This is a genomic window from Pseudomonas sp. Lz4W (assembly GCF_000346225.2).
GTDB classification, from domain to species: Bacteria; Pseudomonadota; Gammaproteobacteria; order Pseudomonadales; family Pseudomonadaceae; genus Aquipseudomonas; species Aquipseudomonas paraversuta.
Window position 1 is genome coordinate 2,555,520 of record NZ_CP017432.1, and the last position, 13,636, is coordinate 2,569,155.

A 13,636-nucleotide genomic window follows, 5' to 3' on the forward strand; every position below is an offset into this window, starting at 1 on the left:
GCCCGTACCAGCACCGTCCGTTGGGCAGGCAAAAATAAAAACAAGGAGACGAACATGCAATTTTTCGACGATTCCCTGCATCCGGAAAACATGGAAAAGGTGGTCATTACCGTCGCCCCTTATGCCCCGGAATGGATGCCCGAAGACTTCCCCCAGGACATCCCGGTGACCATGGATGAGCAGGTACAAATAGCCGTGGACTGCTATGAAGCAGGCGCCACCGTGCTGCACTTGCATGTCCGTGAGCTGGACGGGAAAGGTTCCAAGCGCTTGTCCAAGTTCAACGAACTGATTGGCGGGGTGCGCGAAGCTGTTCCGGACATGATCATTCAGGTAGGGGGCTCGATTTCCTTTGCGCCGGAAAGCGATGGCGAGGCGGCCCTGTGGCTGTCCGACGATACCCGGCACATGCTCGCGGAGCTGTCGCCCAAGCCCGACCAGGTCACCGTGGCGATCAATACCATTCAGATGAATATCATGGAGTTGCTGTACCCCGAATATCGGGAAGGCACCTCACTGGCCGACCCCATCATCGAAGCGGCCTACAGTGAAATGACCGTGCCGGCAGGTCCGGCCTGGGTGACCGAGCACCTCAAGCGTCTACAAGCCAACAACATTCAACCGCACTTCCAGCTGACCGGTATTCACTCTTACGAAACCCTTGAGCGAATGGTGCGCAAAGGTCTGTATAAAGGCCCGCTGAACCTGACGTGGATCGGTATCGGTGGCGGCTTCGACGGTCCCAACCCGTTCAATATGTTCAACTTTATCAATCGCGTACCTGATGGCTGCACCTTGACGTCCGAGTCGCTGATGAAGAATATGCTGCCCCTCAACACCATGGCTCTGGCCATGGGTTTGCATGCGCGTGTGGGCACTGAAGACACCATCATTGACCAGCATGGAAAGCGCTTTACCTCGGTGCAGCAGATCCAGCAAACAGTGCGTATCGCCCACGAGCTGGGGCGTGAAATTGCCACCGGGAAGCAAGCGCGCGAGATTTATCGCATCGGTGTGCAGTACGACAGCATTGAACAGACCCTGCTGGCCAACGGTATGGCACCGAACCGCAAGCCCGGGCAAAAGGGTGTACCTCAGCGCGGTTAATTGTCAGAAAACGGGGGGGCAGGACCACTTTGGGTCTTGCCCCCGCTCAGTTTCAAGCGTTACGCAATACCAAAAAATAATAACAAAACAGGTGCAAGACACCGAGGAGGCAGCATGGCCTATCACCACAGTGCTGTGGGCGATGAAGAAGATACGTCCGCCGGTATTCCACGCCGGTACGCCTGGATAGTGTTTGCTCTGACGTTTGGCTTGTTGATTTCCGATTACATGTCACGCCAGGTACTCAACGCGGTATTCCCGACCTTGAAACAGGAGTGGGCACTGAGTGACGGGCAACTGGGTCTGCTCAGTGGCATTGTCGCCTTGATGGTCGGTCTGCTGACGTTCCCCCTGTCATTGATGGCCGACCGCTTCGGTCGCGTTAGAAGTCTGGCGCTGATGGCCTTGCTGTGGAGCCTCGCCACCCTGGGTTGCGCCCTGGCAGAAAACTATCAGCACATGCTGATTGCGCGCTTCATGGTGGGTGTCGGGGAGGCGGCCTACGGCAGCGTCGGTATCGCCGTGGTGGTATCGGTGTTTCCCAAAACCATGCGTGCAACCCTGGCCAGCGCCTTTATGGCAGGCGGGCTGTTTGGATCCGTACTGGGCATTGCCCTGGGCGGGGCGATTGCCGCGAAACTGGGCTGGCGCTGGTCATTCGCCAGCATGGCGTTATTTGGCCTGATACTGGCGGCGCTATATCCGCTCATCGTCAAGGAGTCGCGGATTTCCCCGCAACGCCTGAACCGCACACGCAGCAAGACTCCGACGGCGCTCAAAAATTCGTTACGCACCTTGTACAGCACCCGCTCTGTGATTGGCGCTTACATTGGCAGTGGCTTGCAGATTTTTGTTTCCGGCACCCTGATCGTGTGGATGCCCAGCTACCTCAACCGTTATTACGCAATGGGCGAGGCCCGGGCAGGCAGTGTGGCAGCGATCATGGTGCTGTGTTGCGGAGCCGGAGCCGTCATGTGCGGGATGCTCAGTGATCGCCTGTGCCGTCAGTCACCGCTGCGCAAAATCGAAATATCCATTGTTTACTGCCTGAGCAGTTGCCTGTTGCTTTCGGTGGCATTGTTGCTACCTCCAGGCCCCGTGCAATTACTGTTGATCGGTATGGGCATGCTGGTGGTTGCGGGTACCAACGGTACAGCCGCAGCCATGGTGGCGAACCTGACCCATTACTCGGTACACGGCACCGCATTCGCCACTCTGACGCTGGTCAACAACCTGCTGGGCCTGGCCCCGGGGCCACTGATCACCGGCCGGGTCTCGGACATTATCGGCCTGCATGCAGCCTTGCAGTGGGTACCACTGATGAGTGTTGCGGCAGCGGCAGTCTTCTTCTACACCCGCCATCACTATCTCAATGATGTCGCCCGTTCAAAGGAGGAGCAGGTCGCTCAAGCGCCCGGCAAATCCCCGTGTGAGGTCTTATCGTGAGCGCCACTTTGCGTATCGATGTGTTCTTCGACTTTATTTGCCCCTGGTGCCTGATTGGCAAGCGTCATCTGGAGCGCGCCCTTGACCTGCTGCGAATCAGGCGTCCGGATGTGCAGCAGGAGCTTGCCTGGCATGGCGTGCAGTTATTGCCGCACCTGCCGCCACAGGGCGTGCCATTTGCCGAGTTTTACCGCCATCGCCTGGGCAGCGCCGAAGCTGTACGCATGCGTCAGGCACAGGTACAACAGGCTGCGGCCGATGCCGGGCTGAGCCTTGATCTGAGCGGCATCGACGTCATGCCCAATACAGCCACTGCCCATCGCCTGTTGCAGCACACCTCGGCACTGGGCGGAGCTGCCCGGCGCAATGCCTTGCTGGAAAAACTCTTCGATGCCTATTTCCATGACGGCAAAAACCTCGCAGATCCGGCCGTCCTGCTGGCCATGGCGCAGGAGTGTGGCTATCCGCAAGACGCTTTGGCCGACTGCCTGAGCGCTGATGCGACCCCCCTGGACGATAACGGCATGCCTGCCAGAGGTGTGCCGTACTTCATCTTCAACCGGCGCATCGAGGTCAGTGGTGCGCAGCCGCCGCAGCTATTGTTGCAGGCCATGGAGCAAGCCCTAGAGCAGGACACAAACAGGAGCCCAAGCCTATGAGCCGGCGCATAGCGGTACCTGCGCAAAAGGTCCCGGCACTTGATAAGCGGGCGCTGTTCGAGGCCGAAGGCAACAGCCTGGCGTTGTTCAATGTCGCGGGCCAGCTCTATGCCATAGACGACAGTTGTCCGCACCAGGGGGCATCTCTGTGTGCCGGCCGCCTGGAGGGCCGAGTCATTCAGTGTTGTGCCCATGGCCTGCGCTTTGATCTGAGCAGCGGCTACCTGCTCAATACCACCGGCCTGAAAGTCCCCAACTACCCGGTGGAAGTGGTTAACGGCCAGGTATATGTGTTGGTGGCCGGGGAGGGCGCAGCATGAGTGTGGTTGCCCTCACTGCGGCGCACAGCCGCGTGCGTGAACTGGCCCCCGGTTTTATCGTCAGCCTGATTGTGGCTGCAGCAGCAAGTTTTCTCTCCGAACACTACGGTGCCCCGGTGATGCTGTTCGCACTGTTGCTGGGTATGGCGTTGAATTTTCTAGCGGCGGACAGCATCTGCAAGCCTGGTATCGAGTTCACCGCGCGGACGGTGTTGCGCATAGGCGTAGCGCTGTTAGGGATGCGCATTACGCTGGAGCAGATCGTCGCCATGGGCTGGAAACCGGTGGCGCTGGTGGTGACCCTGGTGGTGGTGACCATCCTGGTGTCGGTAGTCGCCGCCAAAGCCATGGGCTTTCAACGCTTGTTCGGCATGCTCACCGGCGGGGCCACTGCGATTTGCGGGGCTTCGGCAGCACTGGCGCTGGCCGCGGCTTTGCCTAACCATCCGCAGAAGGAGCGGGCAACGCTGTTCACTGTAATTGGTGTGTCAGCCCTGTCGACCATGGCCATGATCGTCTATCCGATGATTGCCAACTGGCTTGAGCTGTCGCCCCAGATGGCCGGTGTTTTCCTTGGCGCCACCATTCACGATGTGGCTCAAGTGGTGGGTGCCGGCTACAGCATGTCGACCGAGACCGGCGATACCGCCACCGTGGTCAAGCTGATGCGCGTAGCCATGCTGCTGCCGGTGATTGTGTGCGCAGCCATGATTACCCGCATGCAGGGAGCCGATCCCACCGGCAAACGGCCGCCACTGTTGCCCTGGTTTGCCGTGGGCTTCCTGATACTGGCCTGTATCAACAGTACCGGCTGGGTGGTTCCCGCAGTGCAGAACTTCACCAACGAATTGTCCCGTTGGAGTCTGGTGGTGGCCATCAGTGCCCTGGGTATGAAAACTCAGCTCAAGGAACTGGCCGCAGTGGGGATCAAACCCATTTTACTGATGCTGGGGGAAACCATATTCCTCGTCATCCTGGTGCTGGTACTGATGCACTGGGGCATGTAAACCGTTACGCAATTGCTCCTTTTACGGTCGCGGCTAATTACCGGCGGCCGTTTTTTTATTGCATGGCGGTGTTGGCAGCAAACCCGTCGCTGGCGGGCCCTCAGTGATCTTTACGCGGCGCAATCATGCGTTCACTGCGCCAGACGGCCGGCGGCTGGCCGAACTGCGAAATGAACCAGCGGGTGAAAGAACTGGGCATGGAGTAACCGAGCATGTCGGTAATGCGTCCCAGGGAATAGCCGGGGTTCTCCAGGTAGCGAATCACCAGGTCGCGACGCACGATATTGATCAGCTCGCTGAAACTGGCGCCGTCTTCTTCCAGGCGGCGTTGCAGGGTGCGTACGTTCATACCCTGGCTTTGAGCAATTTGCTCAATGGTGGCGCGGCCCATGGGCAGCAGCAGGTAGATGGATTTGCGGACGTCAAATGCCAGCGAGTGATTGCTTTTGCCCTGTAGCGAGTCCAGGTAGCGCTGCGCGTGGCGAGCCATGGCCTCATTGGCCAGAGGGTTGGCAGTGTCAAGGTCGGTGGCGGGGCAAATGATGCCGTTGAACTCACAACCGAACTCCACTTTGCAGCCGAAGATACGCCGGTGCACGGTCAGATCTTCGGGGGCTTCATGGGTGAAGCAGACATTTATCGGGTGCCAGTGCGCGCCAAGTAGGGCCGCGCAAAAACGATACATCACAGCGATGGCCAGTTCGATGGACTGACGGTTACCGGCAGCCACCTCGGTGATCAGTTCCTCGCGAATGATCACCGTCTTGCCGCTTTCCTCAATGAAAATTGCCAGTGAGTCATTGAGCAGGTGCCGGTACTGCACAATCACTTTCAAGGCGTCGCGCAGACTGTTCTGAAGATTGAGCAGCAGGCTCACTTCACCAAAATCCGACAGCTGCCGTAACTCGGCCATGCGCAGGCCAAGGGTTTGGCAACCACTCATTTGCGCTGAGTGCTCCAGCAGACTGACCACCGAACTTGCCGGGATGCGTTGCTTGGGATCGTTGAGAATCGAAGGGCTCAATCCGGCTTGGGCCAGCAGCGCATTGACGTTCAAGCGCAGATGACGGGTCACTTCCAGATAGTTGGTCAGTGCTGCGGATCGGGCTAGAACGGTCATGGGGTGTCTGGCTTCCATTTGCTGACAAATGAGGTCTCGCTACAACGACTGGCTGCCATTTATAGAGGTTTGGTCGTGGAATGAAAAGCGCCTGCGGGTAAAACTCCGGGTTTGATTCCGGGCCCTGTCATCAAAAGAGAAGTGACTGACGCCAAATGTGAAGCGTTGGCAGAAGGCGAAATTTACTGTGCTTCTGGCAAGAGTTCGACGCGTTGGCGAACTGTCCGATGGCTTGTTCAAGGGTGAAAAGAACCATGAGTGAAACCACGATTCTGATTGTTCCGGGCTTGCGTGATCACGTGCCCCAGCACTGGCAGACGTTACTGGCTGCGCGACTGGACAAGGTCCGTTCAGTACCGCCTCTGGAAGACAACAAGCTCAGTCTGGCGGCTCGTGTAGATGCGATTGAGCGTGAGCTTGAGGTGATCAGCGGCCCGGTGATCCTGGTCGCCCACAGCGCCGGTGTACTGATGGTCGCGCATTGGGCGGCCCTCAGTAAGCGCCCGATCAAGGGCGCATTGCTGGCCGCACCGCCAGACCTTGAGGCCGTCTGGCCACTGGGCTATCCAACCTCGCAAAGCCTGCGGGCCAATGGCTGGGACCCTCTGCCAAAAGGCCGGTTGGGGTTCCCCTCGATTGTTGTTGGCAGCACCAATGATCACCTTGCAAGTCTGCCGGCCGTGACCCGCATGGCCCGACAGTGGGGCAGCGAGCTGGTCAATCTCGGGGCTGTCGGCCATCTCAATCCAGCTTCCGGTTACGGCCCGTGGCCACAGGCCGAAGAGTTTATCCGCACGCTGGACCGCTGATCGAGTTACCGCAAAACCGCCTGAAGTCTGCTCCCATCACCGCCAGGACCGGGGTGTGAGCCGTTGTTAAAACCAAAAACAAAAACAAAAAAAAACGGAGACAACGTAATGCACAACACCACAGGTCAAAGCCGCCCGAGTCGCAGCGTACTGACCACTGCCATCCTGCTTGCCTCAATGCCTTGTGCCTATGCTTTCGAACTCACCGATGGTAGCGAAGACTGGGCCGTGCGCTTCGACAACACCCTGAAAGCCAGCTATGGCCAGCGCGTCGAAGGTCAGAACTCGAAGATTGCCGGCACCTCCAACCTCAACGACGGCGACAAGAACTTTGGCGTCGGCAGTGCGGTGAGTCAGCGAGTCGATCTGCTAAGTGAACTGGATGTGGTCTACCAGGGAAAAATGGGCTTTAGGGTCAGCGCCGCAAGCTGGTATGACCATGCTTACGACCATGTCGGTTCAAACTCCAACCCTTTCCCGGGACAAGCGGGTAACGCAGGCAATCTGGTAGCGGCCCGCGCTGCAAACGGTGGCCTGATTCAGCCGGGTGACTCGCTCAATGGACATTCGGCCAGCAGACACGGGCTGAGCAACTATACCGATCGTTATTACAACGGCCCCTCGGGGGAAATCCTCGATGCCTTTGTGTTCTACAGCACTGAAATCGGCGACGAATCGATGCTCAGCGCCAAGCTTGGCAAACACAACGTGTACTGGGGCGAGACCCTGTTCAACGCGGCCAACGGCATCAACTACGGCCAGTCGGCACTGGACATCGCCAAGCTGTATAACGTGCCGGGCACTGAAACCAAAGAATTGTTCCTGCCGCGCAACCAGTTGTCAGTGTCGTTTACGGTCAACCCGGAGCTGACCCTGGGCGCCCAATACTTCCTCGAATTCCAGAACTCCCGCCTGCCCGAAGGCGGCACCTACATGGGCGGCTACGACATGCTGGGGGAGGGCGCGGACGTATTCTGGCTGCCCTTGCCGACCCTGCTGGACGGCTCCGGGGCCTATTACGCGGCGCCACGCGGGCATGATGTAAAACCGCGAAATTCCGGCGACTTCGGCCTGATGGCCAAGTGGAGCCCGCAATGGCTGGACGGCACCCTGGGCTTTTACTACCGCAACACCTCGGACCCGATGCCGGCGGTGCTGATCAATGCACCCAACCTGCACCAGCCGGGTTTGGCGGGCCTGCAAGGCGTCGAGTACATGACAGCCTATGCCGATGACATTGATATCTACGGCATCAGTCTGTCGAAAAGTGTAGGGCCGGTCAGCGTCGGCCTTGACTTGAACTACCGCGAAAACATGCCCCTGGTGAGTAACTTCAGCACGGTCAACTCAACCCTGGATACCCAGGCAGGTGAGGGCCTGATCAACGGCGCCAACATTATCGGCGCCATGCCGGGCAATGGCGAAACCGGGCTGGCCCGAGGCAAGACCTTCCACGTGGTACTCAATGGCCTGGTGACTTTTGGCAAGACAGCGCTCTGGGATGCCTCCTCACTGGCAGTTGAAGGTTCCTTGACCCACCTGGTCAGCGTCGACAAAGGCAAGCAGACATTCAAGGGCGACTCCAGCTACAGGGGCGTCGACAAGGTTGATACCAACGCTTACACCATTGCGGCCAACTTCGCGCCGACCTGGTTCCAGGTCTTCCCGGGTGTCGATATGTCCATGCCGGTTTCCTACAACGTGGGCCTCAAAGGCAACTCTGCGGTGCAGTTGGGTGGCAACGAAGATGCCGGCAGCTACTCGATCGGCGTCGCGGCAGACATCTACCAGAAGTACAAACTCGACCTGAAATACGTCGACTCCTTTGGCCCTTTCGATACCTGCGAAAGCGGGTTTGATAACAACACCCCGGGGGCCAACGGTCTGTACCAGTGCATCCCCGGACAGATCACCTCTCAAGCTGGCCTGTCGCCTTTGCTCAAGGATCGCGGGATGGTCACTGCCTCGTTCAAAGCCACATTCTGACTGACGCTCGAATTATAAAAACAAGTGGAGAGAATTCAGATGAAATTTCTAAGTACTGTGCTCGCAGCTTCTCTGGCCGCCATCATTGCCGGCCAGGCTCAAGCCGGCGTATCGGCGCAAGAGGCCGCAAAACTGGGCACCAGCCTGACGGGAGTGGGCGGCGAAATGGCAGGTAATGCCGATGGTTCGATCCCGGCCTACAAGGGCGGTCTGACCGTCCCCCCTGCCAGTTTCAAAGCCGGTGACAGCATGCGCCCGGACCCCTTTGCCGATGAGAAACCGCTGCTGGTCATCGATGGCAAAAACGTGGATCAGTACAAGGGAATGCTGACCGCTACCACTGTGGAGCTGGCCAGGCGCTACCCGACTTACCGGATCGATGTGTATCCGACCCACCGTACCGTATCGCTGCCTGCGCCGGTGCTGGCCAATACCCTGAAAAACGCCACCGATGCCAAGAGCCTCAACGACGGCCTGGCCATTGATAACGTGCTGCCCGGGGTACCGTTCCCGATTCCGCATTCGGGCAGCGAGGCCATGTGGAACCACCTGTTGCGCTACCTGGGTACCAATCTGAACACCAAGTATGACTCCTGGAACGTTGACGCTGCGGGGGTGCCGACACTGTCCACCACGGCGCTGGCATTCATGAACTATCCGATCTACGAAAACATGTCAAAGCCGGTTGCCAGTACCGACATTTTTTACCAGATGAAGCTGTATTACACCGGCCCTGCGCGTCGTGCGGGTGAAGCCATCATGCTCAGGGATTCTGCCGACCCGTTGACCCAGCCACGCAAGGCCTGGCAGTACCTGCCGGGTCAGCGGCGGGTAAAGCTGGCCCCTGACCTTGCCTATGACACGCCGAACCCCGGCACCGCCGGCGCCAACACCTACGACGATACCTTCGTCTTTATGGGCGCCCTGGACCGTTACGACTGGAAGCTGGTGGGCAAGCAGGAACTGATCGTGCCCTATAACACCTACAAGCTGACCTATGCCAAGGAAGCCGGGCCGCTCACGACCGCCAACCACATTGCCCCGGACTATGTGCGCTGGGAGAAACACCGGGTCTGGGTGGTGGAAGCCACGCTCAAGCCCGGCGCCCGCCACATCTATCACAAACGCCGCTTTTACCTGGATGAAGACAGCTGGATCGCTTTGGCCTCCGACCAATATGACTCCAGCGGCAAGCTCTACCGGGGTGCCTTCACCTTCCTCAGCCAGAGCTACGACAAACAGACCCCGGATACCTCGCCTTTCATGATTTATGACCTGGTCGGGGGCAACTACAACATCAACGGTATCGTCGGCCCGTACGGCGGTATCAAGTACACCAACCCGCTCTCGAAAGTGCAGTGGGCGCCGGACGCCCTGGCCGGGGCCGGGATTCGCTAGGCAGCCGCTCAAAGAAATCCGGGGCCCAAGGCTGTAGTGCCCCGCCAGAGTGACTTCAAGAACGCTGTGTATCTTGAGTTTCCGGCTCCGACAGCGCAGGCACCCAGGTGCTCGCGCTGTTGTTTTCATGGAAGGTGCGGTATGGGTTTGCTTAAAAAGTTCGAACTGGCGCTGCTGTTGCCACTGCTGGCGCTGGTGCCCGGTGGCGCGCATGCCGCCAGTTATGTGGATGTTCTGGACCTGCCATCGGCACCCAGCGCGTTATCCGTACGCAGCCCGCTGGTGGGTATCACCCGTGCAGGTGAGCGTCTGGTGAGCGTGGGACAGCGTGGCCATATTCTTTATTCCGATGATGCTGGCAAGCAATGGGCCCAGGCCAGCGTACCCCTGAGCAGTGATCTGAGTGCGGTGTATTTTCCATCTGCGACACAGGGCTGGGCGGTGGGTAACGATGGTGTCGTGCTGCACAGCAGTGACGCTGGGGTCACCTGGCGCAAGCAATTGGACGGGCGCCAGATCGGTGACTTGCTGATCAAGCATTACACCGCTCTGGCCATAGCCGAGCCCGGCAATGAGCAATGGCCATTACTGGTTGCAGAAGGTCAGCGTCTGGCGGCAGAAGGCGCCGACAAACCGCTGCTCGATGTGTGGTTCGCCAACGACAGGCTGGGTTATGTGGTCGGCGTGTTCAACCTGATCCTGCGTACCGAAGACGGAGGCCGCAGCTGGACCCCTTTTCAGGACCGCACCGACAACCCCCAGGGCTTTCACCTCAACGCCATAGCGTCCACCGGCGACGCGCTGTACATCGCCGGTGAGCAGGGGCTGGTGCTGAAATGGGATGAAACCGCGCAGCGTTTCGCGGCCATCCACACACCCTATCAGGGCAGTTTTTTCGGGGTTATCGGCAAACCCGGCGAGGTCATCGTCTACGGCCTGCGAGGCAATGTGTTGCGCAGCAGCGATGGCGGCGCGCACTGGAGTCCGCTCAGCAGTGGCCTGCAAGTCAGCATTACAGCCGCCGTCGTCAATCCCCAGGGGCAGTACGAACTGTTCACCCAGGCCGGGCACGCGTTGCTCAGTCAGGCCGACAGCCCGCGGTTACGCCTGTTGGCGCAGCAGGATATAGCCCCCGTGGCCGGAGCCACCCTGGCTGCCAATGGCTCGCTGGTGGTAGTGGGTAGCCGTGGTGCACAGGCACTGGCCGGCGAATAAGCCATAGAACAATTAGAGCGAGTACCCAGACATGGGCAATATCAAGCAAGACACCATGCCGGTGATCCGCGATCTGCGGGACTTCGACCGCCACTCCGGCAACCTGTTGGAGCGGCTGGTGTTCAACTACCGCCCACTGTTCATGCTACTGATGGCACTGGTCACCGTGCTCCTGGGTTATATGGCGTTGACGCGCCTGGAACTGCGACCCAGTTTCGAAAAAATGATTCCTCAGAGCCAGCCGTACATCCAGAACTACCTGGCAAACCGCCAGTCGTTACGCGGGCTGGGGAACTCGGTACGGGTGGTGGTGGAGAACACCCGGGGCGACATTTTCGATCCCGGTTACCTTGAAGTCCTCAAACAGGTCAACGACCAGCTGTTCATCACTGAAGGGGTTGACCGGGCCTGGATGAAGTCGTTATGGAGCCCCGGTGTACGCTGGACCGAAGTCACCGAGGAAGGCTTTCAGGGCGGCCCGGTGATGCCCGACACTTATCAAGGCTCGCCCGCAGACATCGCACAACTGCGCCAGAATATCAGCCGGGCCGGGATCGTCGGCAGTCTGGTGGCCAGTGACTACAAATCCAGCATGTTGATCGTACCGCTGCTGGACAAGACCTCCGCCACGGGCAAGGGCGTCAACTATCAGCAATTCTCGCGTTTGCTTGAAGAACAACTGCGGGACAAGATCGAATTCGCCGGTGACAGCGCTGCACGCAAGGCCGGGGAGGAGGGCAAAGGCCAGTACAAGGTGCGGGTCATAGGGTTCGCCAAGCTGATGGGCGATCTGATCGACGGCTTGATTCAGGTCATGATGTTTTTCGGGCTGGCGGTGGTCACTTCCCTGATCATCATCTACCTCTACACCCGCTGTGTTCGCAGCACCTTGCTGGTGGTGGGCTGCTCGTTGATTGCAGTGGTCTGGCAGCTGGGCATTATTGCCTGGCTGGGCTATGCCATTGATCCCTACTCGGTGCTGGTGCCTTTCCTGATCTTCGCCATCGGCGTGTCCCATGCGGCACAGAAAATGAACGGCATCATGCAGGACATCGCCCGCGGCACACACAAATTGATTGCCGCCCGCTATACCTTTCGCCGTCTGTTCATTGCCGGTGTTACAGCCCTGCTGGCCGATGCAGTGGGCTTCGCCGTGCTGATGCTGATCGATATTCCGGTGATACAAGACCTGGCAATCACTGCCAGCATCGGGGTCGCAGTCCTGATATTTACTTCTTTGCTGTTAATGCCCGTCGCGCTGTCTTATATCGGTGTGGGCCGTAAAGCCGCCGAGCGGGCCCTTGAAATCGAAACCCGGGCCACCGGCCATAAAGGCTTCGGCAAAATGTGGGACCTGCTGGACCGCTTCACCACTGGCAAGTGGGCAACCGGTGCGGTGCTGGTGGCGCTGCTTATGGGTGGCATTGGCTTTGTGGTCAGCCTGCAACTGAAAATAGGTGACCTCGACAGCGGTGCCCCGGAGCTGCGCGCAGACTCGCGCTACAACCTCGACAACGCCTACATCACCCGCCATTACGCGCTGTCCAGCGATCTGTTTGCGGTCATGATAAAAACCGCCCCGGAAGGTTGCCTGAACTACCAGACACTGATTCTTGCCGATCGTCTGGCATGGGAGCTGCAGCAGTCCCCAGGGGTACAGGCCACCTCTTCGCTGGTAAACGCGGTACGCCAGATCACTGCCGGTTCCTATGAAGGCAATCCCAAGCTCAACAGCATCCAGCGCAACCAGGACGTGCTCAACTATGCCGCCCAGCAGGCTTCGGTGAATTCCCCGGAGTTGTTCAACACCGATTGTTCGCTGATGCCCGTGATCGCTTTTCTCAAAGACCACAAGGCCGAGACCCTGGACGCCGTCGTGGCCATTGCCGACAAATTCGCCAGGGAAAACAGCACCCCGCAGCGTCAGTTCCTGCTGGCAGCCGGTACTGCCGGCATAGAAGCGGCGACCAATATCGTGGTGCGCGAAGCCAACCGCACCATGCTGCTTTATGTCTACGCCGCGGTGACCCTGTTCTGCCTGATCACCTTCCGCAGTTGGCGGGCCACGCTGGTGGCCTTGCTGCCGCTGGTGCTGACCTCAATCCTCTGCGAAGCGTTGATGGTGGTCATGGGCATCGGGGTGAAGGTTGCCACCTTGCCGGTGATTGCCCTGGGTGTGGGGATCGGCGTGGATTACGCGCTGTACTTGCTCAGCGTGCAGCTGCATCACCAGCGTCAGGGCCTGTCACTGTCCGATGCCTACCGTAAAGCGGTGTCATTCACCGGCCGGGTCGTGGGGCTGGTGGGCATCACCCTGGCGGCAGGTGTGGTGAGCTGGGTCTGGTCACCGATCAAATTCCAGGCAGACATGGGCATCCTGCTGACCTTCATGTTCCTGTGGAACATGCTTGGCGCGCTGATTCTCATTCCTGCCCTGTCGTACTTCCTGTTGCGCGGTCCTGCGCTGAGTCGTCGCACTGCCCCCGACGAGCCGGCGGTACACCTCAGCGAGACCGACAACCCCAAAAAACAGGGCATGCGTCGTGCCCTGTCACTGACTGAGTAAGCC

11 protein-coding genes are annotated in these 13,636 nt (G+C 59.1%); 10 read left to right on the forward strand and 1 reads right to left on the reverse strand.

The features are described 5' to 3' along the window. Positions 1-54: 54 nt before the first annotated feature. The 5 genes from B195_RS11800 to B195_RS11820 all read left to right on the forward strand — a co-directional run bounded on the left by B195_RS11800 (position 55) and on the right by B195_RS11820 (position 4,539). A complete protein-coding gene (locus tag B195_RS11800; protein ID WP_003445546.1) occupies positions 55-1,107 on the forward strand; it encodes a 3-keto-5-aminohexanoate cleavage protein in 1,053 nt (350 codons plus the stop codon). 114 nt (positions 1,108-1,221) lie between these two features. Further along, positions 1,222-2,553: an MFS transporter gene (locus B195_RS11805; RefSeq protein ID WP_003445548.1), complete on the forward strand. Its 1,332-nt coding sequence runs from the start codon at positions 1,222-1,224 to the stop codon at positions 2,551-2,553. After that, a complete protein-coding gene (locus B195_RS11810; RefSeq protein ID WP_003445550.1) occupies positions 2,550-3,212 on the forward strand; it encodes a DsbA family protein in 663 nt (220 codons plus the stop codon). The genes B195_RS11805 and B195_RS11810 overlap by 4 nt, the downstream gene beginning before the upstream one ends. Continuing rightward, complete coding sequence (locus tag B195_RS11815) at positions 3,209-3,532, forward strand: Rieske 2Fe-2S domain-containing protein (RefSeq protein ID WP_003445551.1); 324 nt, start codon at positions 3,209-3,211, stop codon at positions 3,530-3,532. The genes B195_RS11810 and B195_RS11815 overlap by 4 nt, the downstream gene beginning before the upstream one ends. Beyond that, the gene (locus B195_RS11820) at positions 3,529-4,539 is read left to right on the forward strand and encodes a YeiH family protein (RefSeq protein ID WP_003445553.1); all 1,011 of its coding nucleotides are present in this window, start codon (positions 3,529-3,531) and stop codon (positions 4,537-4,539) included. Before B195_RS11815 ends, B195_RS11820 begins: the two co-directional genes overlap by 4 nt. 100 nt (positions 4,540-4,639) lie before the next feature. Here the strand turns inward: B195_RS11820 and B195_RS11825 are convergent, their stop codons facing one another. After that, on the reverse strand, positions 4,640-5,659 hold the full coding sequence (locus tag B195_RS11825) for an AraC family transcriptional regulator (RefSeq protein WP_003445555.1): 1,020 nt from the start codon (positions 5,657-5,659) through the stop codon (positions 4,640-4,642). 254 nt (positions 5,660-5,913) lie between these two features. On the opposite strand from B195_RS11825, the gene B195_RS11830 reads away from it, so the two are divergent. The 5 genes from B195_RS11830 (at position 5,914) to B195_RS11850 (ending at position 13,633) form a co-directional block, all read left to right on the forward strand. Next, positions 5,914-6,468 (forward strand): alpha/beta hydrolase, encoded by a 555-nt coding sequence (locus B195_RS11830; RefSeq protein ID WP_003445556.1) that lies wholly within the window; start codon positions 5,914-5,916, stop codon positions 6,466-6,468. 108 nt (positions 6,469-6,576) lie between these two features. Next, positions 6,577-8,454: a DUF1302 domain-containing protein gene (locus tag B195_RS11835; RefSeq protein WP_003445558.1), complete on the forward strand. Its 1,878-nt coding sequence runs from the start codon at positions 6,577-6,579 to the stop codon at positions 8,452-8,454. A gap of 39 nt (positions 8,455-8,493) precedes the next feature. Further along, a complete protein-coding gene (locus B195_RS11840) occupies positions 8,494-9,852 on the forward strand; it encodes a DUF1329 domain-containing protein (RefSeq protein WP_003445560.1) in 1,359 nt (452 codons plus the stop codon). 141 nt (positions 9,853-9,993) lie between these two features. Beyond that, positions 9,994-11,067 carry a YCF48-related protein gene (locus B195_RS11845; protein ID WP_003445562.1) on the forward strand — a complete coding sequence of 358 codons (1,074 nt, stop codon included), beginning with the start codon at positions 9,994-9,996 and terminating at the stop codon, positions 11,065-11,067. Between the two features lie 31 nt (positions 11,068-11,098). After that, a complete protein-coding gene (locus B195_RS11850) occupies positions 11,099-13,633 on the forward strand; it encodes an RND family transporter (protein WP_003445563.1) in 2,535 nt (844 codons plus the stop codon). The last annotated feature ends 3 nt before the right edge of the window (positions 13,634-13,636 follow it).

What these genes read in the sequence shown, in the direction of transcription:
- B195_RS11800 (WP_003445546.1), top strand. Translation starts at nt 55, where the DNA reads ATGCAATTTTTCGACGATTCCCTGCATCCGGAAAACATGGAAAAGGTG.
- B195_RS11805 (WP_003445548.1), top strand. Translation starts at nt 1,222, where the DNA reads ATGGCCTATCACCACAGTGCTGTGGGCGATGAAGAAGATACGTCCGCC.
- B195_RS11815 (WP_003445551.1), top strand. Translation starts at nt 3,209, where the DNA reads ATGAGCCGGCGCATAGCGGTACCTGCGCAAAAGGTCCCGGCACTTGAT.
- B195_RS11820 (WP_003445553.1), top strand. Translation starts at nt 3,529, where the DNA reads ATGAGTGTGGTTGCCCTCACTGCGGCGCACAGCCGCGTGCGTGAACTG.
- B195_RS11825 (WP_003445555.1), bottom strand. Translation starts at nt 5,659, where the DNA reads ATGACCGTTCTAGCCCGATCCGCAGCACTGACCAACTATCTGGAAGTG.
- B195_RS11830 (WP_003445556.1), top strand. Translation starts at nt 5,914, where the DNA reads ATGAGTGAAACCACGATTCTGATTGTTCCGGGCTTGCGTGATCACGTG.
- B195_RS11835 (WP_003445558.1), top strand. Translation starts at nt 6,577, where the DNA reads ATGCACAACACCACAGGTCAAAGCCGCCCGAGTCGCAGCGTACTGACC.
- B195_RS11840 (WP_003445560.1), top strand. Translation starts at nt 8,494, where the DNA reads ATGAAATTTCTAAGTACTGTGCTCGCAGCTTCTCTGGCCGCCATCATT.
- B195_RS11845 (WP_003445562.1), top strand. Translation starts at nt 9,994, where the DNA reads ATGGGTTTGCTTAAAAAGTTCGAACTGGCGCTGCTGTTGCCACTGCTG.
- B195_RS11850 (WP_003445563.1), top strand. Translation starts at nt 11,099, where the DNA reads ATGGGCAATATCAAGCAAGACACCATGCCGGTGATCCGCGATCTGCGG.